Genomic DNA, 25,582 nt, shown 5'->3' with positions numbered 1-25,582 from the left:
AAGCGTGACGGACGGCGCGCGGCCCCATAGCGAGGATCTGGCCAGCCCCCGCTTCCCGTCCAAGAATGGCTATCTCGATTCCGTTGTGGAATATTTCATTATCCCCGCCGGCCACCGGCCCCGACGAAGCCCGAACCCATGGATATCAAGCACGTCGACCTGCATCTCCTGATGATCTTCGATGCGGTGCTGGCCGAAGGCAACGTAACGCGCGCCGCGGACCGCATCGACATCAGCCAGTCCGCCGTCAGCAAGGGGCTGGCGCAATTGCGGGAGATCTTCCACGACCCCCTGTTCCTGCGGAACGGACGTGGCGTCGTCCCCACCCACAAGGCCATGGAAATGGCCACCGGCGTACGCCACGCCATCCTCGCGCTGAACGGGCTGGCCTCGCCGTCCGAGCCTTTCGCGCCGCACTCCGCGCGCATGCATTTCAACCTCGCGGCCACGGACTATGTCACCTTCACCCTGCTGCCCGCGCTCATGCGGCGGCTGGCATCGGCGGCACCCTCGGTTTCGGTGACCATCCATCCGATCGAACCCTTGATGCCCGAGGAATTGCTGCTGCTGGGCAAGGTGGACCTGGTGCTGTCGCCGGTGGCCACCGCCACCTACCCCATCTATCGGCAGGAACTGTTCAGGGACGACTACGTCTGCCTGTACCGCATCGGCCACCCGCTGGACGGCCAGGCGCTCGGCCCCCAGCAGTTCGCCTCGGCGCGGCACGTCGCCATGCCGCGCCAGAACGGCGCCCGCGAACGGGTGCTGCAGGATGCGATGCAGCAGCACGGCATCTCGCGGGACGTCGCCGCCCAGGTTCCCCACATGCTCGCCATCGCCCCCACGCTGGCCTGCACCGACCTGATCGCCACCGTCACGCACCGCATCGCCCGGGCCTTCTGCGGCCTCTACCCGCTGCGCATGACACCTCATCCGCTGCCGCTGGGCGAGTTCGTGGTCTCGCAGCTCTGGCACGAACGGACCCACCCCAGCCAGTCCCAGCGCTGGCTGCGGGAATTGGTGCTCGATGTCTGCCGGGAATTGTGACGCCGTGCGCTAGCCGGCGGCAGGCGCCGCCAGGCCGGCCGCCAGGAAGTCCAACAGGCGTGACAGGGTCAGGTCGACGCTGGCCGCGGACACCGGCGTGGCGCGCACGTCCGGCATCAGCCGCGCGACGCGGCCATTGTCGGCGCGGATGTACATCATGCTGCCGAACACGCACTGCAGGCGCAGGTACAGCTCATCCCGCGCCAGGTGGGGACAGGCACGCGCCAGGATATCGACGAACAGGCGGCCGACCTCGTCGTGGACGCCGAACACGATGTTCTTGACCGCCGGATCGGGCTCGACCGAACAGATGGCCGACAGCCGGTTGAAGCGGGCCCCTTCTTCGGTCTGCCCCACGCGCATGCCGGGCCCGATGAAGGCCTCGAGCACCGCCCGCGTCTCGGGGCGTGCCTGCGGATCCCCCGGCACGCAGGCACGCAGCAGCGCCTGGCGCTCGTCGTTCATCCGGCCTGCCCGCGCCTCGAAAATCGCCCGCAGCAGGCCTTCCTTGGTCCGGAAGTAATAGTGCACGGCGGCCATGTTGACGCCCGCGGTACCGGTGATCGTGCGCAGCGACACGCCGTTGTAGCCGTGCTCGGCGAACAGCCGCTCGGCCACGTCCACGATGCGGTCTCGGGTGGAGGCGGATTCGGCCGGATCGGCAACAGGAGTGGGCATGGATACGTCCGGAAAGCAGCGGGGATTCTATGTTACCCGCAAAGCCCGAAAATTATTTCAGTCGATTGATTGAATCATTCGTTTGACCGAAACGCCAGGAATTCCTATGATGGGTCCTGACGCGCCACCCGGCGCACCGCATGAGGAACCCCATGAACGGAAAGATCCGCCGCATCGTGACCGGCCACGACGAGCAGGGCCGCGCCGTGGTGCTGGAAGACGGCTACGCCCCCAATGTCCGCCACGACGCCAGCCGCCCGGGCTACTACCTGACCCAGTTGTGGCAGACGCCCACGGCCCCCGCTCCCATCGACAACGGCGCCGACCCCACCCTGGGGCCGGTCTCGCTGGCCCCGCCCGAGCTGGGCACGGTCGTCCGCATCATCGAATTCCCGCCCGCGGGCCTGGAGCTGCGCGACGTGGATGCCGACGCGGCCAAGCAGGCGTTCTCGATGTTCGGCGGCCAGCATGCATTGACCGGCCAGGACGGCGGCAAGCAGCGCCACCCCTTCATGCACCGCACCGAAACCATCGACTACGCCATCGTGCTGTCGGGCGAGATCACCATGCTGCTGGACGAATCCGAAGTCACGCTCCGCGCCGGCGAAGTCCTGATCCAGCGCGGTACCAATCACGCCTGGACCAATCGCACGGATGAACCGGCCCGCGTGCTGTTCGTCCTGGTCGACGGCAAGTTCGACCCCGCCCTTCCGCAGCAGTAACCCCTACTCCAAGAGGAGACCAAGCATGTCGTTCAAGAAGATCCTGCTCGTCCCGATCCTGGCCGCCATGTGCGGCCCGGCCGCCGCCCAGACCTACCCGTCGCGCCCGGTCGAACTCATCGTCCCGTACTCGGCGGGCGGCAGCGTGGATGTCATGGCGCGCGCGTTCGGCCGTGAACTGTCCGAGATCCTGTCCACGCAGATCGTCGTCAACAACCGCGACGGCGCGGGCGGCACCATAGGCGTGGCGGCCGTGGCCTCGGCGCGTCCCGACGGCTACACGGTGCTGTTCTCGCCCTCGTCGCCCTTGACCCAGGCCCCCTTCCTGATGGGCCGCCTGCCCTACCAGCCCGACAGCATCGCGCCGATCTGCCAGATCTTCGAGAACCCCTTCGTCATCGCCGTGCGCAAGGACTCGCCCATCCACAGCGTCAAGGAATTGCTGGACAAGGCGCGCCAAGAGCCGGGCAAGCTGTCCTACGGTCATGCCGGCCCGGGATCGGTGCCGCACCTGGCCACGGCCAACCTGGCCAAGTCCTCCAGCGTGAGCTTCAACGAAATCGCTTTCCGCGGCGATGCCCAGGTCATTCCCCAACTGCTGGGCGGCCATATCGACTTCGGCGCGCTGGGTGTCTCGTCGGTGGTGGGCAAGGACCTGCGCATCCTGGCGGTGTACGGCGACAAGCGCCTGCCCGGCCTGCCCGAGGTCCCCGCCATCACCGAATTCGGCATCAAGCACGCGGTCATCGCCCGCAATGGCCTGTACGTCAGCCAGGGCGTCCCGCAGGCCGCGCGCGACAAACTCCAGCAGGCCTGCCACGCCGCCACGGAAAAGAGCGAGTTCCAGAAGGCCGCGGGCCAGCTGTACCAGCAGGTCAATTACCTCGACAGCGCCACCTTCGCCAGCCGGCTCGCCAGCGACAACGAGACCAACCGCGCGCTGATCCAGTCGCTCGGTCTCTTGAACACCGGCAGCTGACCGGGTATCGCCGCCATGTACGAGATCATCGATGCGTCGCTGCGCGCCTTCATCGACGTCGAGCCCGACAGCGACTTCCCCATCCAGAACCTGCCCTACGGCATTTTCTCCACGCCCCACGGCGGCACCCGCGCCGGCACCGCGCTGGGCGCGTGGGTGGTGGACCTGCACGCGCTGGAGCGCGCGGGACTCCTGCCCACGCCCTCGGGTCCGCCGCTGTTCGGCCAGGGCAGCCTGAACGCCTTCGCCGCCGCCGGCCGGCCGACGTGGAGCGCGGTCCGGGCCCGCCTGGCGGCGCTGCTGTCCGGTTCGGACGCTCGCCTGCGCGACGATGCCGGACTGCGCGCCCACGCCCTGGTACCCATGGACGAGTGCACACTGCACCTGCCGTTCGAGATCGCGTCCTATACCGACTTCTACTCGTCGGAGGACCACGCCACCAACGTAGGCAAGCTGTTCCGGGATCCGGCCAATGCGCTCACCCCCAACTGGAAGCACCTGCCCATCGGCTACAACGGCCGGGCCAGTTCGGTCGTGCTGTCCGGGCACGACGTGCGCCGTCCCATGGGGCAGCTCCCCGTCGCGGGCGGCGCGCCCGAGTGGGGGCCCTGCCGCCAGCTGGACTTCGAGCTAGAGACGGCCTTCTTCGTGGGACCGGGCACGGCCCTGGGCAGCCGGCTGGATCCCGATGCGGCGGCCGGACGCATCTTCGGGATGGTGCTGATGAACGACTGGAGCGCGCGCGACGTCCAGCGCTGGGAATACGTTCCCCTGGGCCCTTTCCAGGCCAAGGCGTTCGCCACGTCGATCTCGCCGTGGGTGGTCACGCTGGACGCCCTCCAGCCCTTCCGCGTCGATGCGCCGCCGCAGGATCCCGTGCCGCTGCCCTATCTGCGCGAAGGCGATCGCCACGCCTACGACATCGAGCTGTCGGTCGAACTCGGCACGCCGGACGGCGTGTCCACGACCATCGCGCGCAGCAACTTCCGGCACCTGTACTGGACCATGGCGCAGCAGCTCGCGCACCACACCAGCAGCGGCTGCAACCTGCGCACCGGCGACCTGATGGGCTCGGGCACCATCAGCGGACCGGATCCCGAGGCGCGGGGCTGCCTGCTGGAGCTGACCGAGAACGGCAAACGGCCGCTGGCCCTGCCCGACGGCGCCACGCGCGCCTTCCTGCAGGACGGCGACCAGGTCGTGATTCGCGGCCACGCCCGCCGCGGCGCGCTGCGCGTGGGATTCGGCAGCGTACGGGGACGGGTGCTGCCGGCCATCCCCTGAACGATGCGAGGGCCCGGCAACGGGCCCTCGCGCTTTCGTCAGTCGTCGAACAGCACGAAATAGAGCAGGTCCAGGCCATTCAGCGTGCCCCCCTTGGCCACGGCCGATAGGCGATTGCTCAGGCGGTAGCTGAGCTTGACCACGCCGTCGCGGCCGGACAGCGCCTGCTCGAAGCTGGCGTAGATCCGGTCGGACAGGCGCTTGCCTACCACCAGGAACTGGTTGTTCGACAGGTTGTAGGCCGACGCGGTACTGTCGCCCGCCACCGTGCGATCCGGCAGCAGGCCCCGGCTGCTGCCCACGTTGCCCGACCGCACGCCTATCTCGTCCAGGCCCAGTTGGCGCGAGATCGGCTCGCTGCCCTGCGGCCCCAGCAGCGACGTCGCCGCGCTCAAGAGCAGCGTGGCGTCGGCACCGCCCCCGCCTTCGTCGGGGCCCCGTCCCAGCAGCAGCCACGAGAGTTTTTCCACGTCGCTGACCTCGGGCGTGGAAACCAGCGCGATGCGGGGCCGGCGCGCCGTGCCGCTGATACGCACGCCCGCTTCCACGCGCGGACCGACGCGCACCGCCACGACGTCGAGCAAGGGATCGTCGATCGGTCCCTGGAAGGTCAGCACGCCGCGGCGCACCGTCAGCGTCTGGCCATAGGCATTGAAACGACCCCCGCGCGTGCGCACCGTGCCGCTCGAGGACAAGGCCCCCACCATGCCGACGATGCGCAGATCGCCGGTGATGCCCGTGTCCAGGCCATAGCCCCGCAGGTAGAAACGTTCGCCCAGCTTGGCGCCCACGTCGATGGCGATGCCCAGCGTCTTCTTCTGCCGTTCCTCGCCGGTGCGGCGCACGTACACGTCGTCCGACAGCTTGGCGGGCGCCTGGGTGCCCATGTCGACCCAGCCGGTGTCGGCCTCGAACAGGCCGGCGATGCGCATGCGGTCCGGGATGATGTCCATGTCCACCCGCCCCGATCCGGCCACGAAGCGATCGGCGCGCTGGATGGCGGGGAAGCGCTCGGCCTTGAGGGTCGCGTGGCCCGAGGCTTGCGACAGCCGCCAATCGGCGCTGATCTCCATCCACCCGCCCTGGCTCTCGTTCTTGATCCACTGCTGCACCCGCGAGTCGCGTGGATTGACGCGGATCACGCTGGGAAAACGCAGGGACTCCAGCACGATGCGGTCATCCTCCAGCGTCGCCTTCAGCGTACCGTCCAGCAGCCTCAGCCCGTCGTCCAGCCGCACGAGCCGGATGCCCTCCCCCTGGAGGCCGCCGGAGGCATGCCACTGGCCGCCGGACTGGGTCACGCGCGCCGAGCCCGCCACCTTGCCGCCCACCTCGACGCTGTCGCCCACGAACAGGCTGACCCAGCTCAGGTCCTTCAGGTCGACCTGGGCTTCCAACTGGGCCGGGCGGTCGCGATCGAGGCCGATCGCGCCGTCTCGGGCAACGACGCCGGCTTCGCCGTCCACCCGCACGCTGCCCACGCGTTCGCCGTCGACGACGGCTTGCAGGACGACGCGGCTATGGCCCGCATTGCCGTCCGGCGTCGCGCGCACACTCGCCTCCAGGGTGCGCAGGCCCAACGCCAGCGGCGGCGTGCCCGGCACCCACAGGTCGCCGCTGCGGCGGCGGATGTTCGCCGTCCCTTGCAGCGAACCGGCGAAACGCATGTCCCAGTCGGCATCCAGCACGACGATGCGCTCACGCGGAATGGGTTTGCCGCCCAGGGCCTCCAGCAGGATCTCCGGCGCCCAGGCCAGCCCCTGCGCACGCCCGCGCGATTCCCAGCGGCCGCCTCCGCCGCGCGTCCCGTCATTGACCAGCCTTCCGGTCTGCCCCCCCGGCAGGCGCAGCGCGATTCCGGCGGAACCGGCTTCCCACTGCCATTGCGGCGCCACCGCCGCCGGCACGTAGCTCAGGTCCACCGGCGCCTCCAGCGACATGCCCAGCGGCGCGCGGGCAAGCTCGAACTGCGCCACCCTGCCCCGCCACCCGGGCGGCGCGCCCCGCTCCTTGCCCGGGCCCCAGCCGCCGTCGAAGCGGATCGCCAGCGTGGCCGGCGCCGACCGGTCGGCGGGCACGAACTCGGCGTCGACCGTCCCCTCGTGCCGCGCCATCGTGCCTTGCAGGCGCAAGGCCGCATGGCTCATGGTGGCTTGCGGGGCGCTGGATACGGCCACTTTCTCGATGCGCAGGTCGACGTCGGCCGGCGCGGCCGCGAACCCGCCCTGCGGGCGCTTGCCGTTGACCGGAGACCCGCCCAGGCTCGTGCGCCCCTGGATCTTGCCGACGCGCACGCCACCGGGCAACTGCAGGTCGCCCGCATCCAGCGTCATGTCCAGCACCGGCGCATCCAGCGTTTCGCCCAACGAGCCACGCGCGGACAGGCGCCCGTTCAACAGCGACGACAGGGCCTGCAGCCGCGGCGCGTCCAGGTCGAAATCCAGCTTGTCGCCCGGGCGGCCGAACGCGCCCTTGGCCGTCAGCCGGTTGCTGCCGGCGCTCAGCGCGGCATCCGCGCGCGTGACACGCATGCCCGCGAAAACCAGGTCGCCATGCCCGCCCAGGGGCTGCCCGTTCCAGCGGCTGCCATCCTCGATGCGCAACTGCACCGTCCCGCCCGGCTCGGGCAGCAGCGCGCCCTTGACCTCGGCCCGCGCCGAAACCTGCGCCGGTGGCAGGACATCGCTGCGCACCCAGTGGCCGGGATCGAAACGCTCCAGCCGCAGCTCGGCGGCAAAACGGCGGGGCTCGTCCAGTTGCAGTTCGCCCTTGCCACTGGCACGCGCTTCGCCGGCGGCCAGCGCAAATTGCGGCAGGTGAACGACCTGGTCGCGGATACCGGCCTCGAGCTTGAGCGTCAGCGGCACCTTGCCCGACCGGTCGGACAGGTCCGCGGTCAGCGATTGGACAGCCGTGTCGGCCGAGAAGGCCAGCGTCCCCGCCAGCTTCGTCGGCATCGCCGCGCCGTGCAGCCGCGACGCATCGACGCCAATGGCCTGCAGGCGGCCCTGCACGCGCCCCGCATCGCCGGCCGAGGCATCGCGGCGCCACGCCACCTGCCCCGCCAGGCGCCCGCCTCCGGCGAACTCGATCGCCAGCCCGGCGATGTCCAGCGCGTCGAAGGTCTCGACCGGCGCGCTCAATTGTCCGGAGACAGCGGCCACCGGTACGCCGTCCTTGTCCAGGGGGCGCGGCGTGGAATTGGTCAGCGCGAAGGGGCCTTGCAGCAGCGCCGGCGCGGCACCCTCGGCCACCGCCAGATCGGCGGTCAGGCCCAGGTTGGCGGACGGCGCGCCGGGCACCCACGCCGAGGGATCGATGCCACGCAGTTGCAGCTTGAGCCCGCGCAGCGGAAACCCTTCCAGCAGCGCCGCCTGCCCTTCGGCATTCACATCCACGCCCGCGCCATCGCCCTTCACCGTGAAGGCCAGCCGCTCCAGCGACCCGGTGGCCGAGGCGCCCAGGTCGAACGCATGCGCCGCCTGGCGGCCCCCGGCGTGCAGCGCCAGCTTCACGGGGAACGGCGCATCGGCGCCGACGGTAGCCTCGCCCCGCAGTGTCGCCTCGGCCTGCGGCGCCGCCACGTGCAGGTTGGCCAAGAGGATCCGGTGCTCGGCGCCCGATGACGTCGCGCGCAGGTCGATGCCGTCGAAACTGGCGGGCAGCCGCTCGCCGTCCATCTCGATGTCCAGCGTGCCCAGCCCCAGCTTGTCCACGTCGATGGCAAGCGGCAGCCGCAGCGAGGCCAGCGGCGTGCCGGGCTCGTCGGACGGCCGCAGGTTCAGCCTGGCCCGCCGCGCCGACAACTCGGACACATGCAGCCGCGCGCCGCGCAGCGCACGCCACCGGACGTCCAGGCGCAGCTTCTCCAGATCGGCATCCACCGTCGGCAGCCGCAGCTCCAGCGTGTCGATGTCCAGCCCGCCCAGCAGCGAGCCGCGCACGCCCTCCAGCCGCACGGACCCGCCCGCCAACTGCACGCCTGTGCGCACGGCCCAGGCCGCGCCGCTGGCCGAGGACGCGATCCATGCGCCCGCGCCGGCCACCGCGGCCACACCCAGCGCGAAGACGCCGGCCACGGCCCACGGCCAGCGGCGGCGGCGCGGAGCGGGCTTGGGAGGAGGAGTGGCGGGCCCGTTCAAAATGCGATCCCCAGGGAAAAGTGCAGGCGGATGTTCTTATCGCGCAGCGCGTAGGCCAGGTCCACGCTGAGCGGCCCCGCCGGCGTGCGGACCCGCAGGCCCGCGCCCACGCCTGTGGCCAGCTTCATGTCCGAGAAACTCGATGCGACGTTGCCGGTGTCGACGAACACCGCGCCGCCCAGCCGGTCGTCGAAATAGCGCGTGGCCTCGACGCTGGCGACGAACAGCACGGCATCGCCCAGCACGGCGTTGCCCACCTGCCGCCCCAGTCCCAGGTAGCGGTAGCCCCGGATCGAGCGCGCTCCGCCGGTACGGAACGAGAAATCGTCCGGCACGCGATTGATGTCCTGCGCCCACAGCCGGCCGATCTCGCCGCGCACCGTGACGACGTCGCGCTTGGAGGGCGACCACCAGAACTGGCCGCGCGCGGTCAGCCGGTTGAAATGATTGCTGGCGTCGAGCGCGGTACCCGCGCCGGCGCCCAGCGCGAACAGCGTGCCTTCGCGCGGATCGTACTTGTCGTTGACGTCGCGGCGGATGATCTCGGCGGTGGCCGTGGCCGTGTTGGTGGTGAAGGAGTTGTAGCCGTCGATGTCGGTCATTTCGTGCGCGAGTCGCGCGCCATAGCGGGTCTCGTACTCGACACGGCTCTGGAAGCCGGCGGGATAGGTCTTGGCGCGGATCGCCCCCACCGCCAGCCGCCGCACGTGCAGGCCCTGCACGTCCGAGTCCTGCGCCAGCACACCGAAGCTGTCGCGAAAGCCGTTCTCGTTGGGCGCGAGATGGATGTCGGCATAACCGAACTTGCGCAGGCGGTCCAGCCGCAGCCCGGTCTCGAGCTCCACCGGCTGGCCCAGGACCACGTTCTGCCGGTAGACGGTCTCGATGCGCGCGCCGGCCTCGTCATCCACGCCCAGCGCGACGCTCATGCGGCGGGGACGCGACTCGACCACGTCGGCCATCACCGGCAGCGTCAGGTGGCTGGGGCCCTGGTAGGCCTGCTCGGTGCGCGTCTGGTCCGGCTCCAGCCCCTTGGGCATCAGGGCGGGGTCCTCTTCATGGCTGGGCGCGATGCCCTTGCGATCGATGTCCAGCGTCGCGCCCGAGAAGAACGGCGAAGACTGGAGCGTCTGCTGCCAGTCGACCATGCGGTCGCGGTCATAGGGTTCGCCCGGACGGATACGGACATAGCGCTCGACCACCCCCTGGGGCACGCGCTTCAGGCCCCGCACCTCGACACCCGCCAGGCGCACGGCCGGCCCGCTGTCGAGCTTGACCTGCAGGACGACCCGCGCGCGGTCGGCGTCCACGTCCGCCGCCGTATCGACCAGGCGGGCCACCGGGAAATCCCGCTCGGAGGCCTTGTCCAGCAGGTTGCGCTTGGCCGTTTCCCATTCGTCATTGCGAAAAGGACTGCCTTCCTTCAGTCCCCAGTCCTTGCGCAACAGGGCGACGCGCTCCTCGAACTCCGGACCGGATATGGCGCCAAGAAAGGAAATGTCCACGGTCTCGACGATCGTGCGTTCGCCCGGGACGATGGTGATGTCCCAGGTCGGGCCGGCCACGTCGGTCCCGGCCTCGAGCTGGACCTGAGGCGAAAAATAGCCTTCGGTGGCCAGGGCATCCAGCGTGGCTTCGCGGGCGCGCCGCCGCAGGCGTATGCCCTCGCCGCCGTCCTGGTCGTCGGCCATGTCGGCCATGCTGTCCACGGCGTGCGTCACGGCTTCCAGCGCCCCCGCGGACAACCCGCCGGGGTCGATGGTGATCTCGGGCCGCGCCGCGAACACGGGCTGGGCCAGCAAGGCGCACAGGAAGACAGGCGCGAAAGGCAGGCGCATCACGTCCGCGGGGCAGGCAATACGGTTCCGCTGGCAACCAAGACGCCGGCCACGCCGGCGCCCGAAAGAAGATCGATCATGGCATGCACGGCCGCGAAGGCCCGTTCGACTGACAAACTCATGACGCTTCCGCCGTGTTGATTCAACCCCAAGCATAGCGGATCGCGCGCGTCTTCCGCGACCGCGCGCCGGCGATTGTTTCGAAGTGTTTACAAGGCGTATGGCCCCCCGTAAGTAGCATTGCTCATTTGGAATACGGCCATCCTCGGCTATGCTACGGGGTCTTCACAACAGTAGGCAGGGGAAATTCGGTCAAATAAGACCGGTTTCGCTGGCGTTACAAGCGTTTTCCAAACAAAAGGGGGAATGCACGCCTGACCGACCCGCCTGGAAAAATGGAAATTGGCTTACTTCTGATTTTGTTCGTCGCCAACGGCATTTTCGCCATGAGCGAGATCGCCGTCGTCACCGCCCGCAAATCCCGCCTGCAACAGCGCGCCGACGAAGGCGACGCCAAGGCCCGCGCCGCCCTCGAACTGGCCGAACACCCCACGCGCTTCCTCTCCACCGTCCAGATCGGCATCACCTCGATCGGCATCATGACCGGCATCGTGGGCGAAGGCGCCCTCGCCAAGCCCCTGGCCGAAGCCATCCGCGACACCTTCCCGGCGCTGGCGGACGCGGCCAGCGCCATCGCGCTGACGCTGGTGATCATCGTCATCACCCTGATGTCGATCATCATCGGCGAACTGGTTCCCAAGCGGCTCGGACAGATGCACGCGGAAACCATCGCCGGCCTGATCGCCGCGCCCATGCGCGTCCTCTCGTGGATCGCCACCCCCTTCGTCAAGCTGCTGTCGCTGGCCACCGACACGGTGCTCAAGCTCATGGGCGCCAAGGACAACAACGACCAGCTCGTCACCGAGGAAGAAATCCAGGTGCTGATGGCCCAGGGGGCCACGGCGGGCATCTTCGAACATGCCGAGCAGCAGATGGTGCGCAACGTCTTCCGGCTGGACGAGCGGCGCCTGTCCTCGCTCATGGTGCCGCGCTCCGACATCGTCTATCTGGACATCAACGCGCCGCTCGAGGTCTCCCGGGCAAAAATCGAAAGCTCGCACTACTCCCGCTTTCCCCTCGTACGCGGGGACCTGTCGGATGTGATCGGCTTCGTGCGGGCCAAGGACCTGCTCGCCCAGCTCATGGCGGGCGAGCCGCTCGACCTCTCCGGCCGGCTGAGCCCGGTGCTCTACGTGCCCGAAACACTGACCGGCACCGAGCTCGTCCAGAACTTCCGCGACTCGCATACCCAGACCGCGCTGGTGGTGGACGAGTACGGCGATGTGCAGGGCCTGGTGACCCTGCGCGACGTACTGGAAGCCATCGTGGGAGAATTCCACACCTCCACGGCCCCCGAGGAACCCTCGGCCGTTCAGCGCGAGGACGGCTCCTGGCTGCTCGATGGCCTGCTCGACGTGCACGAAATGGAGGATATGCTGGGTTTGCAACATCTACCCGAAGGCGATTCGGGCACTTACCATACGCTGTCCGGCATGCTGATGCTGCTGCTGGGCCGCATCCCGCACACCGGCGAGCAGGTCGACTGGGCGGGCTGGAACTTCGAAGTGGTCGATATGGATGGCAAACGCATCGACAAGGTCATCGCCAGCCACATCGAACCCACCGAGACTCCGGAAGAACCCTATTGAACCCGCCGCGGACATCCCCATTTGTAGGGCAAGCCCCAAGAATCGGGAACTTTTCCAACCCCGCGGCCGACCAAACGCTTTGACCGCCCGCTCCCGGGCCGCTCCCGCCCGACGCACTCTCTATGACTGACACCATCGCCAAATTGCTACGCACCGCCTTCGTGGCGGGCATCGCCCTGGTCGGCATGATCATGGCGGCCATCCTCCTCGCCTCGACCGCGGTCGCCCTCACCATCGTCTACGTCGTGGCCAAGTTGCGCGGCAAGCCGTTCGTCGCCAACACCTACTGGAAACGCTCCCAGACCCGCTGGGGCTTCGGCGAGAACGCCGGAGGCGGCGCCGCAGCGGCGGCCCCCGCCCGATCCACCAGCGGCTATGCCAACCGCATGAAGCGCAGCGACATCGTCGACGTGGAAGTGCGAGACGTGATGCCTCCCTCGACGCACTGAGGCGCTGGGCTGGCCCGCCCCACGCGGCCACTCTCCCTCAAGAGAGCCCCGCTTGCGGACCGGCAAGACCGGATCCGCGGCACCCGGTCAAGGGGCGCCAGGAAACGAAATGGCCTCGCTTTCAAAAAGCGAGGCCATTTTTTTCTTGGCGCCGGACCGCTGACAGTCGGTATCTCTACTCCCCCGCCAGCCCGTCGCTACCCCTGGATGCAGGGGAATCCGGCTCCGCCGGCCCACCCGCATCGGGACGCCCGCAGGGCGTCGGGGAATCTCATTCAGCGGTGATCTTCGCCGCGTCCACCACCTTCTTCCAGCGGGCCACTTCCGCCTTCACGAAGTTGCCCAGTTCTTGCGGCGTGCTGCTCATCGTCTCGGCGCCCTGTTCCTTGAACTTGGCGATCACCTCGGGGTCGCGCAGCGCGCTGTTGAGTTCCTTGTTCAGGCGGTCGACGATGGCGTCGTCGGTGCCGGCCGGCGCGAACAGCGCATACCACTGGGGCACGCTCACGCCCTTGACGCCCAGTTCTTCCAGCGTCGGCACGTCCTTCAGGACGTCGGAACGCTTGTCGCCGGCCAGGGCCAGGGCCTTGATCCGGCCCGAGGCCAGGTGCGGATAGGCGCTGAACAGGCTGGGGAACATGACTTGCGTCGTGCCGGCCAGCGTGTCGGTCATCGCCGGCGCCGAGCCCTTGTACGGCACGTGCAGCATGTTGGCGCCCGTCACCATCTTGAACAGCTCGGCCGTGACGTGCGGCGCGGTGCCGGCGCCCGCCGACGCGTAGCTCAGGCCCTTGGGATCCTTCTTGGACTTTTCGATCAGGTCCTTGACCGAGGTGATGCCGGAGGCCGAGGACACGACCAGCAGCGTGGGCGAGCTGGCCAGCAGGCCGATGGGCTTGAAGTCCTTGACCGGGTCGTAGCGCAGTTTCTGCAGCGCGGGGTTGATGCCGTGCGTGGCGATGTAGCCGAACAGGATGGTGTAGCCATCCGCCGGCGCGCGCGCGACGTACTCGCTGCCGATCGCGCCCTGCGCGCCGGCCTTGTTGACGACCACGACGCTCTGCTTGAGGCTGTCGCCCATCTTCTGGGCGATGACGCGCGCGAACGCGTCGTTGCCGCCGCCGGGAGCGGTGGGAACGACGATGGTGATGGGACGATCGGGCCAGGCGGCCTGGACGTTGATGGCGCCCAGGGACAGCGCGGCAGCGGTCACTCCAGCGGCAATCGCCGGCAGTCGGAACGAGGCTTGCATAAAGGGGTCTCCGTTTGGTTCTTCGGATCTACCGAAGCATGAGCGACTTCCGCCAGACGTTCGATGAAGACGTCCGGTGGCGGATGACGCGGTCCTAAAAAAAGCGGGCGGGAATGTAAAGCTGCCCTTCCATGATTTTCCGGGCTGTGCGAATCAGGCCGGCACCGCACACTTCGATCGAAGGCGCCGTGCCGCGCAATTCGACATCGACCTCGATGCGTCCCGAGGGATGCGCCACGGCGATGCGATGCATGCCGGCCGCGCGAGGCGCGCCCAGCTCGAACGCCACCGTGCCCGGAGTCACGAAGGCGGTCGCCACGCCGATCGCGCCGGTGACGGCATGCGAGCGGTGGCACTTGTGCGGCGTGAAATACCGCGACACCACCGTATCCGCATCCGCCGACGCGCTGACCAGCACCGGCTTGGGGATGACGCTGTCCGTGACGTCGCCCAGGCCCATGCGCCGGCCGGCTTCGAGGCGCAGGGCCTCCAGCCGTTCGAGCATGGCCGTGTCGGCATCCAGTTCGATGGCCGTCTCGTCGCCCTTCACGCCCAGCAGCGAGGCCCGCACGATCATCAGCGGCATGGCCGCGTCGATGCACGTGACCGGCACGCCATCGATGACGTCCTGGGTGTTGCCCGTGGGAAACACCTTGCCCGTGACCGAGCCCCAGGCATCCAGGAAGTTCAGCCGGATCGGCGCGCCGGTGCCCGGGACGCCGTCGATGCGGGCATCGCCTTCGTATTCGGTCTTGCCGCCGGGCGTCTGCACCACGGCATCGATGGTCGAATTCGTGTTCACATTGTAGATGCGCACACGGGTCTCGCCGTCGCTGGCGGCGACCAGGCCCTGGTCGATCGCGAACGGACCGACGCCGGACAGCATGTTGCCGCAGTTGGGACGGGTATCGACCAGGGCGCGGTCGACCGATACCTGCGCGAACAGGTAATCGACATCGCAACCGGGCCGCGTCGAAGGCGACACGATGGCGACTTTGCTGGTCAGGGTGTTGGCGCCTCCCAGTCCGTCGATCTGCAGTTCGTGCGGCGACCCCATGGCCGCCAACAGCACCTGGTCACGTTTGGCCACGTCCTGCGGCAGCCATTCGGCGCGAAAATAGGGGCCGCGGGACGTACCTCCCCGCATGAGTACACAAGGTATGACTTTTTGCATGACGAAATGATGCACTCCGATTGTGCATTAGTAAATTGCATTTTTTATATAATTTGATGCATGGCACGCATTAGTTTCGATCTCCAGGAATTGCAGGCATTCGTCGCGGTCGCGGAACGCTCCAGCTTCCGCGCGGCCGCCGACGACCTGCATCTGTCGCAACCCGCCCTCAGCCGGCGCATCGAGAAGCTCGAAGCCATCCTGGGCGTGCGCCTGCTCGACCGCACCACCAGGCACGTTTCGCTCACCAATGTGGGGCGTGTGTTCCTGGAACGCTCGCGCGCCGCGCTGGACGAACTGGAAAGCGCCATGCTGGGCGTGAGCGACCTCGCGGCGCAGTTGAGCGGCCTCGTCACGGTGGCCTGCGTGCCGTCGGTGGCGTACTACTTCCTGCCCTCGGTACTGCGCGATTTCACCGCCAAGCACCCCCGCATCCGCGTGCGCGTCATCGACGAAGGCGCCAACACCGTCCTCAACGCCGTCATCTCCGGCCGGGCCGATTTCGGCGTGAACTTCATCGGCACCCAGGAGACCGAAGTCGACTTCAAGGCCATCTTCAAGGAAAACTTCGTGCTGGCGGCGCGCAAGGATCACCCGCTGGCCCGGCGCAAATCGGTCACCTGGGAGGATCTGGCCCGGGAACGCGTCATGACCGTCGACAAGGGCAGCGGCAACCGCCTGCTGATCGAGGCGGCGCTGGCCAAGAGCGGCAAGCGCTCGCAGACCGCCATCGAGGTCAGCCACATCCTGACGCTGCTGGGCATGGTCGAGGCCGGCCTGGGCGTGGCCGCCGTTCCGCAACTGGCCCTGCCCTTGACCACGCACGCGACCCTGGTCGGCATTCCGCTTTCCCAACCCCGCGTCAGCCGTACCCTGGGCCTGATCTCCAAGCACGGACGGCCACTTTCCCCCGCCGCCAACCTGCTCTACGACATGCTCCGGAACGCCGGTCGCGCGGCGCGCGCCTGACGGTTCCCGCCTCAGGCCGGCGGATCGATCAAGGCCAGCGCGTCGCGTATCTGCGCCGCCTGGCCGGGGCGCACCAGGCGCGCCACTTCGCGTCCCTCGTCCAGGAACACGAGCGTGGGCCACAGCTTCACCCCGAACGAGCGCCCCAGCGGCCGGCCCTTGCCATCCTCGACCTTGAGGTGCCGCACCTTCGGATGCCCGTCGAAAGCGGCCTCGATCAGCGGCTGGGCCGCCAGGCAATGCCCGCACCAGGGCGCGCCGAACTCCAGCACCGTGGGCCCGCCCAGGGCGTCGACCTCGGTCCGGGCGGGCTCCCCGGCGGCATAAACGGTATTCATGGACATGGATGCCTCCTGTGCGCCCAGTATGGCAAAAACGGCGGCCGGGCGGCACGGACAAAGCCCCGTGCCCGGCCATCCGCCGTCCCAACGGCTAAAATCCCCCATTCGATACTTTCATCGCCCCTCGTTTCCGCCCCATGTCGCGCACACTCTTCGTCACCACCGCCCTGCCCTACGCCAACGGATCCTTCCACATCGGCCACATCATGGAGTACATCCAGGCCGACATCTGGGTCCGCAACCTGCGCATGCAAGGCCATACGGTCCACTTCGTGTGCGCCGACGACGCTCATGGCGCGCCCATCATGCTCAAGGCGGAAAGCGAAGGCATCACGCCGCGCGAACTCGTCGCCCGCATCGCCGCGGAACGCCCCAAGTACCTCCAGGGCTTCCACATCGCGTTCGACCACTGGCACTCCACCGACACCGACGAGAACACCGAGCTGTCGAGCGGAATCTACCTGAAGCTGCGCGACGCCGGCCTGATCGAGACCCGCACCATCGAGCAGTTCTACGACCCGGTCAAGGGCATGTTCCTGGCCGACCGCTACATCAAGGGCGAATGCCCCAAATGCGGGGCCAAGGACCAGTACGGCGACGCCTGCGAAGTCTGCGGGGCGGTCTATGCCCCCACCGACCTGCGCAACCCGTACTCCACCCTGACCGGCGCCACGCCCGTCCTGAAAAGCTCGGAACACTTCTTCTTCAAGCTGTCGGATCCGCGCTGCTACGCGTTCCTGCAGGAATGGACCGGCAGCGTCAACGGCAACGGCACGCCGCGCCTCCAGCCCGAGGTCTATGCCAAGACCCGCGAATGGCTGGGCGAGGAAGGCAGGCTGGCGGACTGGGACATCTCGCGCGACGCGCCGTACTTCGGCATCGAGATCCCCGATGCGCCGGGCAAGTATTTCTACGTCTGGCTCGACGCGCCGGTGGGCTACCTGGCCTCGCTGAAGGCCTATTGCAAGAAGACGGGCCTGGACTTCGACGCGCTGCTCGATCCGCAGTCCGACACCGAGCAGTACCATTTCATCGGCAAGGACATCGTCTATTTCCACGCCCTGTTCTGGCCCGCGATGCTGCATTTCGCCCAGCGCAAGACGCCGGACGGCCTGAACGTCCATGGCTTCATCACCGTCAGCGGCGAGAAGATGTCCAAGAGCCGCGGCACCGGCATCTCGCCGCTGCGCTACCTCGATCTCGGCATGAACCCGGAGTGGCTGCGCTACTACATCGCCGCCAAGCTCAACGCCCACGTCGAGGACATGGACTTCAACCCCGAGGACTTCATCGCGCGCGTCAACAGCGACCTGGTCGGCAAGTACGTCAACATCGCCAGCCGCGCCTCGAACTTCCTGATCAAGCATTTCGACGGACAGCTCTGCTTTGACGGCGGGACGCCCATCGAACTCGAGAACGAGCTCAACGCCTCGGCCACCCTCGTGCGCAACGCCTTCGAGGCGCGCGAGTTCGGCAAGGCCATCCGCGAGATCATGGCCACCGCCGACCGCATCAACCAGTCCTTCGACGCGGCCCAGCCCTGGGTGCTCGCCAAGCAACTGGACGACGCGGACAAGAAGCGCGAACTGCACGAGATCTGCTCGCGCACCATGATCGGCTTCAAGGCGCTGTCGGTCATGCTGGCACCGGTCCTGCCCGCGCTGACGCGGCGCGTGGCGCACGAACTGTTCGGCCTGGGACGCGATTTCGAATGGCGCGACGTGGTCGTGCCGCCGCAGCGCATCGCGCCCTACAAGCACCTCGCGCAGCGGGTCGATCCCAAGCTGCTCGACGCGTTGCTGGAAGCGCCCGCCGCGCCGGCACCCGCGGCGCCCACGCCCGGCGGCGAGGAAATCGCGCCCACGATCACCATCGACGACTTCGCCAAGATCGACCTGCGCATCGCCAGGATCGTCAATTGCGAATACGTGGAAGGGTCGGACAAGCTGCTGCGGCTGACGCTGGATGCCGGCGAAGGCCGCACCCGCAATGTGTTCTCCGGCATCAAGTCGTCCTACAAGCCGGAAGACCTGATCGGCAAGCTGACCGTGCTGGTGGCCAACCTCGCGCCGCGCAAGATGAAGTTCGGCATCTCCGAGGGCATGGTGCTGGCCGCCAGCCACGCCGATGAGAAAGCGCTGCCCGGCATCTATGTGCTGGAGCCCGTGGCGGGCGCCCAGCCTGGCATGCGCGTACGGTAACCGGCGCGGCGGCCCGCGCCATCGCCGGGGGGACGGCTACCGCCGTCCCTAGCGCGCCCGGACCTGCGACGGCTGACCGGCCGGCACGTGGCCGGGCTTGACCCGGTTCACCACCATCTTGTCGTTCAGTTTCGTGATGATGGACGAACCGGTGCGCACGCACAGGAACGGGAACAGGCCATGGACCAGGGCCGCCAGCCCCCCCATCAGCATGCGGAACGCGAATCCCCACGACGCGGCGAGATGTTCGAAGTACGTCTCACCCACGGACGAAGGATGCGAAGTGAACGACCATTTGCTCATGGGAATGTCAGAAAGTTAGGGAAACTGCGGATACTTTATCAATACCACCTCGCAAAATTTCTGCAAACTTACGCCTCTATCCGTGATTTTTGAGAAATATTTTTCCCATTTCCACAAAAATAGAGAAAATTCCACCAACCCCCGCAAACACCCCGCGCGGCCGGCGTGGCGGCCCGGCGTGCAGTAAACTCCCGGGAGCACAAAACGTCCCGACGGCGGACTTCACGCGCCGGCGGCACGGCATGCCAGAACAAAGGTTAGTCATGGCCAAGAATTACGAATCCGAGATCACCCGTTTCCTGCAGGATCTGAAGCAGCAGCGCCCCAACCTCGAAAGCGAGCAGAAGGAGGGCCGCGCGCGCCTGTGGGACAAGACCATCGATCCGGAACTTGTCGAAGGTTTCAAGGCCGGGACGGTGCCGCAGAAGCCCTATGTCTATCAGACTGAAGACTGATCATCGCCGGCATGGGCTCTTCCCCGCCCCCCAACGACGGGCTGGCAGCATTGGCTGAACCCGCGGTCGACAGCACCCCCGATATCGTCGACGGCGTCGCGATCGCCCGGCTCTACGGCGAGCCGCTGTTCGCCCTGCCCCAAGACCTGTACATCCCCCCCGACGCGCTCGAGGTATTCCTCGAAACGTTCGAGGGACCGCTCGACCTGCTGCTTTACCTGATCCGCAAGCAGAACTTCAACGTCCTCGACATCCCCATGGCGGAAGTCACGCGCCAGTACCTGTCGTACGTCGACCAGATCCGCGAGCACAACCTCGAACTGGCCGCCGAGTACCTGCTCATGGCGGCGCTGCTGATCGAGATCAAGTCGCGCATGCTGCTGCCCGTGCGCAAGGCGGATACCGATGAAGACGTCGAGGATCCGCGTGCCGAACTGGTCCGGCGCCTGCTCGAATACGAACAGATGAAGCTCGCGGCGCAACGGCTGGACCAGTTGCCGCAATTGGGACGGGATTTCGTGCGTGCCCAGGTGCTGCTGGAACAGACCACCGTGCGCCGGCTGCCCGACGTCGACGTCGGGGAACTGCGCGACGCGTGGGCCGACATCGTCAAGCGCGCCAAGCTCAATGCGCACCACCACATCTCGCGCGAGGAACTGTCCGTGCGCGATCATATGAGCCAGATCCTGCGCCGGCTGCAGAACGTGCGCTACATGGAGTTCACCGAACTCTTCATGGAACGCGTGCAGGACGGCGCCGGCGTGCCGGTGATCGTGGTGCACTTCATCGCCATGCTGGAACTGGCCCGCGAATCGCTGCTCGAGATCACCCAGGCCGAGCCGTATGCGCCGATCTACGTGCGCCTGGCCTTCACTTCCGTCCATACTCACTGAGGCCCCGGCGCGCGGCCCCGCCGTCCGCCTCCCCGGTCTCCAAGCCCACCCTACCGAATCCAACGCCATGAAGGTCGTTCACACCATCGAAGAATTGCGCGATCAATTGCGCGGTCAGCTCCGGGTCTCGTTCGTTCCCACGATGGGCAACCTGCACGAGGGCCACCTCGCCTTGATGAAGACCGCTCGCCAGCACGGCGACCCGGTCGTCGCCAGCATCTTCGTCAATCGCCTGCAATTCGGCCCCAACGAAGACTTCGACCGCTATCCGCGCACGCTGCCCGCCGACATCGAGAAGCTCGAGCGCGACCGCAACGTCTACGTGCTGTTCGCGCCCGACGAGCGCGAGATGTACCCCGAACCGCAGAACTTCCGCGTCCAGCCGCCCGACGACCTGGGCGGCATCCTGGAAGGCGAATTCCGCCCGGGTTTCTTCGCCGGCGTCTCGACCGTCGTGCTCAAGCTCCTTTCCTGTGTGCAGCCGCGCGTGGCCGTGTTCGGAAAGAAGGACTATCAGCAATTGATGGTGGTACGGGCCATGTGCCGGCAGTTCCAGTTGCCGATCGAGATCGTGCCGCAGGAAACCATACGCGCGGACGACGGCCTCGCCCTGTCCTCGCGCAACGGCTACCTCAGCGCGGACCAGCGCGCCGAAGCGCCGCAGCTGTATGCCACGCTGCGCCGCGTGCAGGCCGACCTGCGCAGCGGCAACCACGACGCCGCCGCGCTCGAGCGCGAGGCCACCGCCACGCTGGACGGACGCGGCTGGAAGGTCGATTACATTTCGGTGCGGCGCCAGCGCGACCTGCTGCCGCCCTCCCGCGAGGAAGTCGAAGGCGGCGAACCGCTCGTGGCGCTGGCCGCCGCCAAGCTCGGCGCGACACGGCTGATCGACAACCTGGAGCTGTAGCCGGGCCCCGCCATCCGGCCGCGATTGAGAGGCTTGCAAACAATTGATACAGCGGCGTGCGGCCGGGTTTCCGGCTGCTCGCCGTTCGCTACAATTTTCGGCACTGGATGGTTTACGATACGCCCATGATCGAAGATCTCGACCTTCTCGCCAGCCGCATACGCCAGCTCACCGAACTGACGCAAAGCCTGCGCGACGAAAACGCGGCGCTGGGCAAGAGCCTCGCCCAACGTGATTCGCACATCCGCGCGCTGCGCGATACGCTGGCCGCCGCACAATCGCGGGTCGAGGGCGTGCTGGCGCGCCTGCCCGGCGGCGAAGAGCCGGCCGAGGCGGTCGAGGGCGACGCCGATGCGCCGGACAACGCTTCCTCACTTGGTGCAGAAGGCGCCGATCCGGGCGCTCGGAGTCTATATGGAACGTCTTGACGTCACGATCCTCGGCAAGGATTATCCGCTGGCTTGCGAACCCTCGGAAAAAGAGGCGCTGCTGACCGCGGCCACCATGGTTGATCGCGCCATGCAGCGCATCAAGGCCGGAGGGAAAGTGGCGGGCACCGAGCGCATCGCGGTGATGGCGGCGCTGCAATTGGCCGCCGAGCTGATGAATGCAAATTCTCCCGACTCTCGACTTGCAGTCGGCGACTACAAGCGTAAAATCGAAGACATGCATCGCATGGTCGATGCAGCCCTGGGGGCCCAAGAAAAGTTGTTTTGAGTTTTGATGTTTGTGCGGTACTTTTCGGTGCGGCACAAACGCGTATGATCAGTCTTCCCTGCCGTGCTCGTGTTTGGCCTTATATTTCTTGGACCCATGCTGATGGCATGAGGTTGTGGAAATTGCCCGCGGGTGTGATCGTCTCTCCGTCAGACGAACCCGAAGCGCGGCTGACCGCGACCACCTTGAACCACGGTTCAAGATGCCGGCCTAGCGACACAGGCGGGGATCCTATCCGACCCGGAGCATATACGTTATGCTCCGGGTTTTTTTTGGCCCCCCCTACGCGCTGACGCGCGCCCCCCAGGGGGCGATGCGGGTGGACCGGCGAAGCCGGATCCACCGCATCCTGGGGTACCACCAGGCTGGCGGGGGGCGGCGTTCGTCAATGCCGGCTTGCCTGGAATCGACCAAGCATTGCCGGGGTAGTTTTTTCGGTGCCAGAACTAGAACGAAGGGCGGGTCTTGGGGAGAAGAGACGCGTCCACCGATTTACCAACTATCGTCAAGACTTCAACTATGGATCCCTTATTCATCGTCGCATTGCTCGTACTCGGGGCCTGCACCGGCTTTGCCGCGGGGCTGCTCGGCATAGGCGGGGGCATGATCATGGTGCCTTTCCTGACCATGTTGTTCACCTGGCAGCGCCTGCCGCCTGAGCTGGTGGTACACGCGGCGATCGCGACGTCGATGGCGTCCATTCTGTTCACGTCGATTTCCAGCGTGCGTGCGCACCACAAGCGCGGCGCGGTGCGGTGGGAGATCGTGGCGCGCTTCGCGCCCGGGCTGGTGATCGGCGGGCTGCTTGCCGGCGGGGCGGTGTTCTCGACGCTCAAGACCGGCTGGCTGGCGCTGGTATTCGCGGTGTTCGTGGGGTATTCGGCCATCCAGATGCTGCTGGACAAGAAGCCCAAGCCCAGCCGCCAGATGCCGGGCACGCTGGGCACCTCGGCGGCGGGAACCGGCATCGGCTTCCTGTCGGGGCTCGTCGGCGCCGGCGGCGGTTTTGTTTCCGTCCCTTTCATGACCTGGTGCAACGTCCCGCTGCACAACGCCGTGGCCACCTCGGCGGCGCTGGGTTTCCCCATCGCGCTGGCCAATACCGCAGGTTACATCTGGTCAGGCATGCAGCATCCCAGCGGGCAACCCGGCATGCTCGGGTATGTCTATTGGCCGGGGCTGATCGTGCTGATCATTTCCAGCGTGCTGCTGGCGCCGGTGGGTGCCCATACCGCGCACAAGCTGCCGGTACGCTCGCTGAAGCGGATCTTTGCCTACCTGTTGATGCTGCTGGCGGCCTATATGCTATACAAGGCCGTCACCGCGCTGACGGGAGCCTGACGAGCGTCGCGGTCCGGGTCGCGGCGCACGTGGTCAGCCCTTCCATCAATCAGAACAAGGACTCACACCATGGCTTACCGCCCCTCCCTCGCCCCCACGATGCGCCGCGCCCTGTGCGGCGCGGCATTGGCCGTCTCGGCAGCGATGTCGTCCCTCGCCGTCGCCCAGGCCGCGCCGGACACCGCCAGGCCCGACCGGCCAACGCTATCGCTGTCGGCCGCCGCCACGTCGGAAGTGGCGCAGGACAAGGTGACCATCACGCTGGCCAACGAAATCGAGGGCAGCGACCAGGCCAAGCTGTCGCAGCAACTCAACCAGTTGCTCGAGACCACGCTGGCCGAGGCCAAGCGCAACACAGCGGTCACCGCGCGCAGCGGCAACTACAACGTCTGGGCCAATACCGACCGCAACGGCCGCATCACCACCTGGCGCGGACGCGCGGAACTGATCCTGGAATCCAGGGACTTCGGCGCCGCCTCCAAGCTGGCCGGCGAACTGAGCCGCCAGATGGCGGTATCGAACGTGTCGTTCTCGCTGTCGCGCGAGGCGCGCGAGGCCGAGGAGCAGCGCCTGCTGGCCGAAGCGGCCAAGGCCTTCACCACGCGGGCGACCCAGGCCGCCAAGGCCTTCGGATTCACGGGTTATGCGGTGAAGCAGCTCGATCTGAGCGGCAGCGGCACGGTCACGCCCATGCCGCGCGCCTACGCGATGGCGGCTCCCGCCATGGAAGCCAAGGCGGCCGACCTGCCGCTGGAAGGCGGCAAGTCCTCGGTGTCGGTCTCGGTACGCGGCACGGTCTATCTGCAATAGCCATCGTCCGCGCCCCGCAGGCCCGGCGGCTCAGGCCGCCGGCCGGCGCGCCCAGACGAACAGGGCCAGCCCCACCAGCACCATGGGCAGCGACAGCCACTGCCCCATGCTCAACCCCCCCGCCAGGATGCCCAGGAAGCTGTCCGGCTCCCGCGTGTACTCCACCATGAAGCGGAAGAATCCATAGCCCATCAGGAACACGCCGCTGACCTGGCCCATCGGCCGGGGCTTGCTGGCGAACAGCCAGACCACCGCGAACAGGGCCAGACCTTCCAGGCCGACTTCATAAAGTTGCGAAGGATGGCGGGCGACGCCGTCACCCGCCTGCGGGAACACCATGCCCCAGGGCACCGTCGTCGCCCGACCCCACAATTCGCCATTGATGAAATTGCCCAGGCGGCCGGCCGCCAATCCCAGCGGCACCAGCGTCGCGACGAAATCGCCCAGTTGCAGGAAGCGGAATCCACGCCGCCGCGCGAACAGCGCCATCACCAGCAGCACGCCCAGCAGTCCGCCGTGGAACGACATGCCGCCCTGCCAGACCGCGAAGATCTCGAGGGGATGCGACAGGTAATAGCCTGGCTTGTAGAACAGGACATAGCCCAGGCGCCCGCCCAGCACGACCCCCAGCACGCAGTAGAACAGGAGATCGTCCAGGTCGCGCGTCGTGAGCGCGGTCTTGCCGTGGCGGATGCGCCAGCGACCCAGCGTCCAGGCCAGGACGAACGCGACCAGGTACATGAGTCCATACCAACGCACCGCCAGGGGTCCGATCTCGAACGCGATGGGAGAAAACTGCGGGTGAACCAACATGTTTGCGCGCGCCTTTCAAGGAAAGGCCGGGCGCCAGCCCGGCCACGGTGTCTGTCGAACAGTGGCGATCATAACGCCCCTTGCCCCGGGCCCCTGTGACAGATCGACGCAGTCGTGCCCGGATCCGGTGTCCGCCGGATCCGGTTGTATATACTCTGCCCCGTCGAGAAGTACGCGCATCGCGCAGCATCACGGAGAACCTTCATGTCCATTCGTTCCCTCAGCCTGGGCGCATTGGTGGCACTGGCCGCCCTGCACACGACCGCCGGAGCGCAGACCACGGGGCTCGATCTTGCCAAGGCCAAGAACTGTATGGCCTGCCACGACGTCGCCGCCAAGCGCGTCGGTCCCTCCTACCAGAGCGTGGCGGCACGCTATGCCTCGGACACCGACGCGGCCGACAAACTGGTCGCCTCTATCCGCAAGGGCAGTTTTCGCAAGTGGGGCGCCATTCCCATGCCCGCCCAGAATGCCGTCAGCGACGACGAGGCGCGCAAGCTGGCTCAGTGGATCCTGACCCTGAAGAACTGACGCGCCCCGCCCGGACCGGCGCGA

General features: G+C 67.4%; 25 protein-coding genes and 1 other RNA gene. 17 read left to right on the top strand and 9 right to left on the bottom strand.

The window, feature by feature from the left end; all coding sequences use genetic code 11:
* Nucleotides 1-138 precede the first annotated feature (138 nt).
* On the top strand, nt 139-1,047 hold the full coding sequence (locus AC1Q6E_RS03165) for a LysR family transcriptional regulator (RefSeq protein WP_152793835.1): 909 nt from the start codon (nt 139-141) through the stop codon (nt 1,045-1,047).
* Between the two features lie 9 nt (nt 1,048-1,056).
* On the opposite strand, the gene AC1Q6E_RS03160 is transcribed toward AC1Q6E_RS03165, so the two are convergent.
* A complete protein-coding gene (locus AC1Q6E_RS03160) occupies nt 1,057-1,725 on the bottom strand; it encodes a TetR/AcrR family transcriptional regulator (protein WP_152793834.1) in 669 nt (222 codons plus the stop codon).
* Nucleotides 1,726-1,877: 152 nt separating this feature from the next.
* Here AC1Q6E_RS03160 and AC1Q6E_RS03155 point away from each other — a divergent pair, with 152 nt between their 5' ends.
* Genes AC1Q6E_RS03155 through fahA form a run of 3 tightly spaced genes read left to right on the top strand, consistent with a single transcriptional unit; the run spans nt 1,878 to nt 4,710 of the window.
* Nucleotides 1,878-2,447, top strand: coding sequence for a cupin domain-containing protein (locus AC1Q6E_RS03155; RefSeq protein ID WP_296560491.1), 570 nt, complete (start codon nt 1,878-1,880; stop codon nt 2,445-2,447).
* A gap of 25 nt (nt 2,448-2,472) precedes the next feature.
* Nucleotides 2,473-3,426 (top strand): Bug family tripartite tricarboxylate transporter substrate binding protein, encoded by a 954-nt coding sequence (locus AC1Q6E_RS03150; protein ID WP_492572173.1) that lies wholly within the window; start codon nt 2,473-2,475, stop codon nt 3,424-3,426.
* A gap of 15 nt (nt 3,427-3,441) precedes the next feature.
* A complete protein-coding gene (fahA, locus tag AC1Q6E_RS03145) occupies nt 3,442-4,710 on the top strand; it encodes a fumarylacetoacetase (RefSeq protein ID WP_492572172.1) in 1,269 nt (422 codons plus the stop codon).
* Between the two features lie 38 nt (nt 4,711-4,748).
* On the opposite strand, the gene AC1Q6E_RS03140 is transcribed toward fahA, so the two are convergent.
* The 3 genes from AC1Q6E_RS03140 to AC1Q6E_RS03130 are packed head-to-tail and all read right to left on the bottom strand — an operon-like array spanning nt 4,749 to nt 10,812.
* Nucleotides 4,749-8,852, bottom strand: coding sequence for a translocation/assembly module TamB domain-containing protein (locus AC1Q6E_RS03140; RefSeq protein ID WP_492572171.1), 4,104 nt, complete (start codon nt 8,850-8,852; stop codon nt 4,749-4,751).
* A complete protein-coding gene (locus tag AC1Q6E_RS03135) occupies nt 8,849-10,690 on the bottom strand; it encodes a BamA/TamA family outer membrane protein (protein WP_152793829.1) in 1,842 nt (613 codons plus the stop codon). The genes AC1Q6E_RS03140 and AC1Q6E_RS03135 overlap by 4 nt, the downstream gene beginning before the upstream one ends.
* A complete protein-coding gene (locus AC1Q6E_RS03130) occupies nt 10,690-10,812 on the bottom strand; it encodes a hypothetical protein (RefSeq protein ID WP_492572170.1) in 123 nt (40 codons plus the stop codon). The genes AC1Q6E_RS03135 and AC1Q6E_RS03130 overlap by 1 nt, the downstream gene beginning before the upstream one ends.
* Before the next feature lie 273 nt (nt 10,813-11,085).
* Between AC1Q6E_RS03130 and AC1Q6E_RS03125 the strand changes: the two genes are divergently transcribed.
* Both AC1Q6E_RS03125 and AC1Q6E_RS03120 read left to right on the top strand, forming a co-directional pair.
* Complete coding sequence (locus tag AC1Q6E_RS03125; RefSeq protein WP_152793828.1) at nt 11,086-12,399, top strand: hemolysin family protein; 1,314 nt, start codon at nt 11,086-11,088, stop codon at nt 12,397-12,399.
* Nucleotides 12,400-12,521: 122 nt separating this feature from the next.
* Nucleotides 12,522-12,848: a hypothetical protein gene (locus AC1Q6E_RS03120; RefSeq protein WP_152793827.1), complete on the top strand. Its 327-nt coding sequence runs from the start codon at nt 12,522-12,524 to the stop codon at nt 12,846-12,848.
* Between the two features lie 271 nt (nt 12,849-13,119).
* Here AC1Q6E_RS03120 and AC1Q6E_RS03115 read toward each other — a convergent pair whose 3' ends face one another.
* On the bottom strand, nt 13,120-14,100 hold the full coding sequence (locus tag AC1Q6E_RS03115; RefSeq protein ID WP_152793826.1) for a Bug family tripartite tricarboxylate transporter substrate binding protein: 981 nt from the start codon (nt 14,098-14,100) through the stop codon (nt 13,120-13,122).
* 94 nt (nt 14,101-14,194) lie between these two features.
* Complete coding sequence (locus AC1Q6E_RS03110; RefSeq protein WP_152793825.1) at nt 14,195-15,274, bottom strand: 4-oxalomesaconate tautomerase; 1,080 nt, start codon at nt 15,272-15,274, stop codon at nt 14,195-14,197.
* A 60-nt stretch (nt 15,275-15,334) separates the two neighbouring features.
* On the opposite strand from AC1Q6E_RS03110, the gene AC1Q6E_RS03105 reads away from it, so the two are divergent.
* Nucleotides 15,335-16,243 (top strand): LysR family transcriptional regulator, encoded by a 909-nt coding sequence (locus AC1Q6E_RS03105; protein WP_296560505.1) that lies wholly within the window; start codon nt 15,335-15,337, stop codon nt 16,241-16,243.
* Nucleotides 16,244-16,254: 11 nt separating this feature from the next.
* Here the strand turns inward: AC1Q6E_RS03105 and AC1Q6E_RS03100 are convergent, their stop codons facing one another.
* On the bottom strand, nt 16,255-16,587 hold the full coding sequence (locus AC1Q6E_RS03100) for a thioredoxin family protein (protein WP_152793823.1): 333 nt from the start codon (nt 16,585-16,587) through the stop codon (nt 16,255-16,257).
* Between the two features lie 134 nt (nt 16,588-16,721).
* Between AC1Q6E_RS03100 and metG the strand changes: the two genes are divergently transcribed.
* Entirely contained in the window at nt 16,722-18,785 is a 2,064-nt protein-coding gene (metG, locus tag AC1Q6E_RS03095; RefSeq protein ID WP_492572169.1) for a methionine--tRNA ligase, read from the top strand.
* A gap of 48 nt (nt 18,786-18,833) precedes the next feature.
* Here the strand turns inward: metG and AC1Q6E_RS03090 are convergent, their stop codons facing one another.
* Nucleotides 18,834-19,088 (bottom strand): DUF6356 family protein, encoded by a 255-nt coding sequence (locus AC1Q6E_RS03090; protein ID WP_152793821.1) that lies wholly within the window; start codon nt 19,086-19,088, stop codon nt 18,834-18,836.
* Nucleotides 19,089-19,351: 263 nt separating this feature from the next.
* On the opposite strand from AC1Q6E_RS03090, the gene AC1Q6E_RS03085 reads away from it, so the two are divergent.
* From AC1Q6E_RS03085 to AC1Q6E_RS03050, 8 genes are all read left to right on the top strand, one after another.
* Nucleotides 19,352-19,543, top strand: coding sequence for a DUF3460 family protein (locus tag AC1Q6E_RS03085; protein ID WP_152793820.1), 192 nt, complete (start codon nt 19,352-19,354; stop codon nt 19,541-19,543).
* 11 nt (nt 19,544-19,554) lie between these two features.
* Nucleotides 19,555-20,436: a segregation and condensation protein A gene (locus AC1Q6E_RS03080; protein WP_152793819.1), complete on the top strand. Its 882-nt coding sequence runs from the start codon at nt 19,555-19,557 to the stop codon at nt 20,434-20,436.
* Between the two features lie 67 nt (nt 20,437-20,503).
* Complete coding sequence (panC, locus tag AC1Q6E_RS03075; RefSeq protein WP_152793818.1) at nt 20,504-21,346, top strand: pantoate--beta-alanine ligase; 843 nt, start codon at nt 20,504-20,506, stop codon at nt 21,344-21,346.
* Between the two features lie 125 nt (nt 21,347-21,471).
* Complete coding sequence (locus AC1Q6E_RS03070; protein WP_152793817.1) at nt 21,472-21,774, top strand: coiled-coil domain-containing protein; 303 nt, start codon at nt 21,472-21,474, stop codon at nt 21,772-21,774.
* Nucleotides 21,761-22,063, top strand: coding sequence for a cell division protein ZapA (locus AC1Q6E_RS03065; RefSeq protein ID WP_087837239.1), 303 nt, complete (start codon nt 21,761-21,763; stop codon nt 22,061-22,063). Before AC1Q6E_RS03070 ends, AC1Q6E_RS03065 begins: the two co-directional genes overlap by 14 nt.
* 52 nt (nt 22,064-22,115) lie before the next feature.
* Nucleotides 22,116-22,296: non-coding RNA, 6S RNA (gene ssrS, locus AC1Q6E_RS03060), on the top strand.
* A gap of 286 nt (nt 22,297-22,582) precedes the next feature.
* On the top strand, nt 22,583-23,404 hold the full coding sequence (locus AC1Q6E_RS03055) for a sulfite exporter TauE/SafE family protein (RefSeq protein ID WP_152793816.1): 822 nt from the start codon (nt 22,583-22,585) through the stop codon (nt 23,402-23,404).
* Nucleotides 23,405-23,473: 69 nt separating this feature from the next.
* On the top strand, nt 23,474-24,214 hold the full coding sequence (locus AC1Q6E_RS03050) for an SIMPL domain-containing protein (RefSeq protein WP_492572168.1): 741 nt from the start codon (nt 23,474-23,476) through the stop codon (nt 24,212-24,214).
* 30 nt (nt 24,215-24,244) lie between these two features.
* Here the strand turns inward: AC1Q6E_RS03050 and lgt are convergent, their stop codons facing one another.
* Nucleotides 24,245-25,027, bottom strand: a complete 783-nt coding sequence (gene lgt / locus AC1Q6E_RS03045) for a prolipoprotein diacylglyceryl transferase (protein WP_152793815.1) — start codon at nt 25,025-25,027, stop codon at nt 24,245-24,247.
* A gap of 204 nt (nt 25,028-25,231) precedes the next feature.
* Here lgt and AC1Q6E_RS03040 point away from each other — a divergent pair, with 204 nt between their 5' ends.
* Nucleotides 25,232-25,558 carry a c-type cytochrome gene (locus AC1Q6E_RS03040; RefSeq protein ID WP_152793814.1) on the top strand — a complete coding sequence of 109 codons (327 nt, stop codon included), beginning with the start codon at nt 25,232-25,234 and terminating at the stop codon, nt 25,556-25,558.
* Nucleotides 25,559-25,582 lie beyond the last annotated feature (24 nt).

The organism is Pigmentiphaga sp. MLSB6-MA01 (assembly GCF_058793475.1).
This window is presented reverse-complemented; position numbering and strand designations above follow the sequence as displayed.

What these genes read in the sequence shown, in the direction of transcription:
- AC1Q6E_RS03080 (WP_152793819.1), top strand. Translation starts at nt 19,555, where the DNA reads ATGGGCTCTTCCCCGCCCCCCAACGACGGGCTGGCAGCATTGGCTGAA.
- AC1Q6E_RS03070 (WP_152793817.1), top strand. Translation starts at nt 21,472, where the DNA reads ATGATCGAAGATCTCGACCTTCTCGCCAGCCGCATACGCCAGCTCACC.
- lgt (WP_152793815.1), bottom strand. Translation starts at nt 25,027, where the DNA reads ATGTTGGTTCACCCGCAGTTTTCTCCCATCGCGTTCGAGATCGGACCC.
- AC1Q6E_RS03115 (WP_152793826.1), bottom strand. Translation starts at nt 14,100, where the DNA reads ATGCAAGCCTCGTTCCGACTGCCGGCGATTGCCGCTGGAGTGACCGCT.
- metG (WP_492572169.1), top strand. Translation starts at nt 16,722, where the DNA reads ATGTCGCGCACACTCTTCGTCACCACCGCCCTGCCCTACGCCAACGGA.
- AC1Q6E_RS03055 (WP_152793816.1), top strand. Translation starts at nt 22,583, where the DNA reads ATGGATCCCTTATTCATCGTCGCATTGCTCGTACTCGGGGCCTGCACC.
- AC1Q6E_RS03125 (WP_152793828.1), top strand. Translation starts at nt 11,086, where the DNA reads ATGGAAATTGGCTTACTTCTGATTTTGTTCGTCGCCAACGGCATTTTC.
- AC1Q6E_RS03050 (WP_492572168.1), top strand. Translation starts at nt 23,474, where the DNA reads ATGGCTTACCGCCCCTCCCTCGCCCCCACGATGCGCCGCGCCCTGTGC.
- AC1Q6E_RS03090 (WP_152793821.1), bottom strand. Translation starts at nt 19,088, where the DNA reads ATGAGCAAATGGTCGTTCACTTCGCATCCTTCGTCCGTGGGTGAGACG.
- AC1Q6E_RS03135 (WP_152793829.1), bottom strand. Translation starts at nt 10,690, where the DNA reads ATGCGCCTGCCTTTCGCGCCTGTCTTCCTGTGCGCCTTGCTGGCCCAG.
- panC (WP_152793818.1), top strand. Translation starts at nt 20,504, where the DNA reads ATGAAGGTCGTTCACACCATCGAAGAATTGCGCGATCAATTGCGCGGT.
- AC1Q6E_RS03155 (WP_296560491.1), top strand. Translation starts at nt 1,878, where the DNA reads ATGAACGGAAAGATCCGCCGCATCGTGACCGGCCACGACGAGCAGGGC.
- AC1Q6E_RS03065 (WP_087837239.1), top strand. Translation starts at nt 21,761, where the DNA reads ATGGAACGTCTTGACGTCACGATCCTCGGCAAGGATTATCCGCTGGCT.
- AC1Q6E_RS03150 (WP_492572173.1), top strand. Translation starts at nt 2,473, where the DNA reads ATGTCGTTCAAGAAGATCCTGCTCGTCCCGATCCTGGCCGCCATGTGC.
- AC1Q6E_RS03105 (WP_296560505.1), top strand. Translation starts at nt 15,335, where the DNA reads ATGGCACGCATTAGTTTCGATCTCCAGGAATTGCAGGCATTCGTCGCG.
- AC1Q6E_RS03130 (WP_492572170.1), bottom strand. Translation starts at nt 10,812, where the DNA reads ATGAGTTTGTCAGTCGAACGGGCCTTCGCGGCCGTGCATGCCATGATC.
- AC1Q6E_RS03120 (WP_152793827.1), top strand. Translation starts at nt 12,522, where the DNA reads ATGACTGACACCATCGCCAAATTGCTACGCACCGCCTTCGTGGCGGGC.
- AC1Q6E_RS03165 (WP_152793835.1), top strand. Translation starts at nt 139, where the DNA reads ATGGATATCAAGCACGTCGACCTGCATCTCCTGATGATCTTCGATGCG.
- AC1Q6E_RS03085 (WP_152793820.1), top strand. Translation starts at nt 19,352, where the DNA reads ATGGCCAAGAATTACGAATCCGAGATCACCCGTTTCCTGCAGGATCTG.
- AC1Q6E_RS03110 (WP_152793825.1), bottom strand. Translation starts at nt 15,274, where the DNA reads ATGCAAAAAGTCATACCTTGTGTACTCATGCGGGGAGGTACGTCCCGC.
- fahA (WP_492572172.1), top strand. Translation starts at nt 3,442, where the DNA reads ATGTACGAGATCATCGATGCGTCGCTGCGCGCCTTCATCGACGTCGAG.
- AC1Q6E_RS03160 (WP_152793834.1), bottom strand. Translation starts at nt 1,725, where the DNA reads ATGCCCACTCCTGTTGCCGATCCGGCCGAATCCGCCTCCACCCGAGAC.
- AC1Q6E_RS03040 (WP_152793814.1), top strand. Translation starts at nt 25,232, where the DNA reads ATGTCCATTCGTTCCCTCAGCCTGGGCGCATTGGTGGCACTGGCCGCC.
- AC1Q6E_RS03100 (WP_152793823.1), bottom strand. Translation starts at nt 16,587, where the DNA reads ATGTCCATGAATACCGTTTATGCCGCCGGGGAGCCCGCCCGGACCGAG.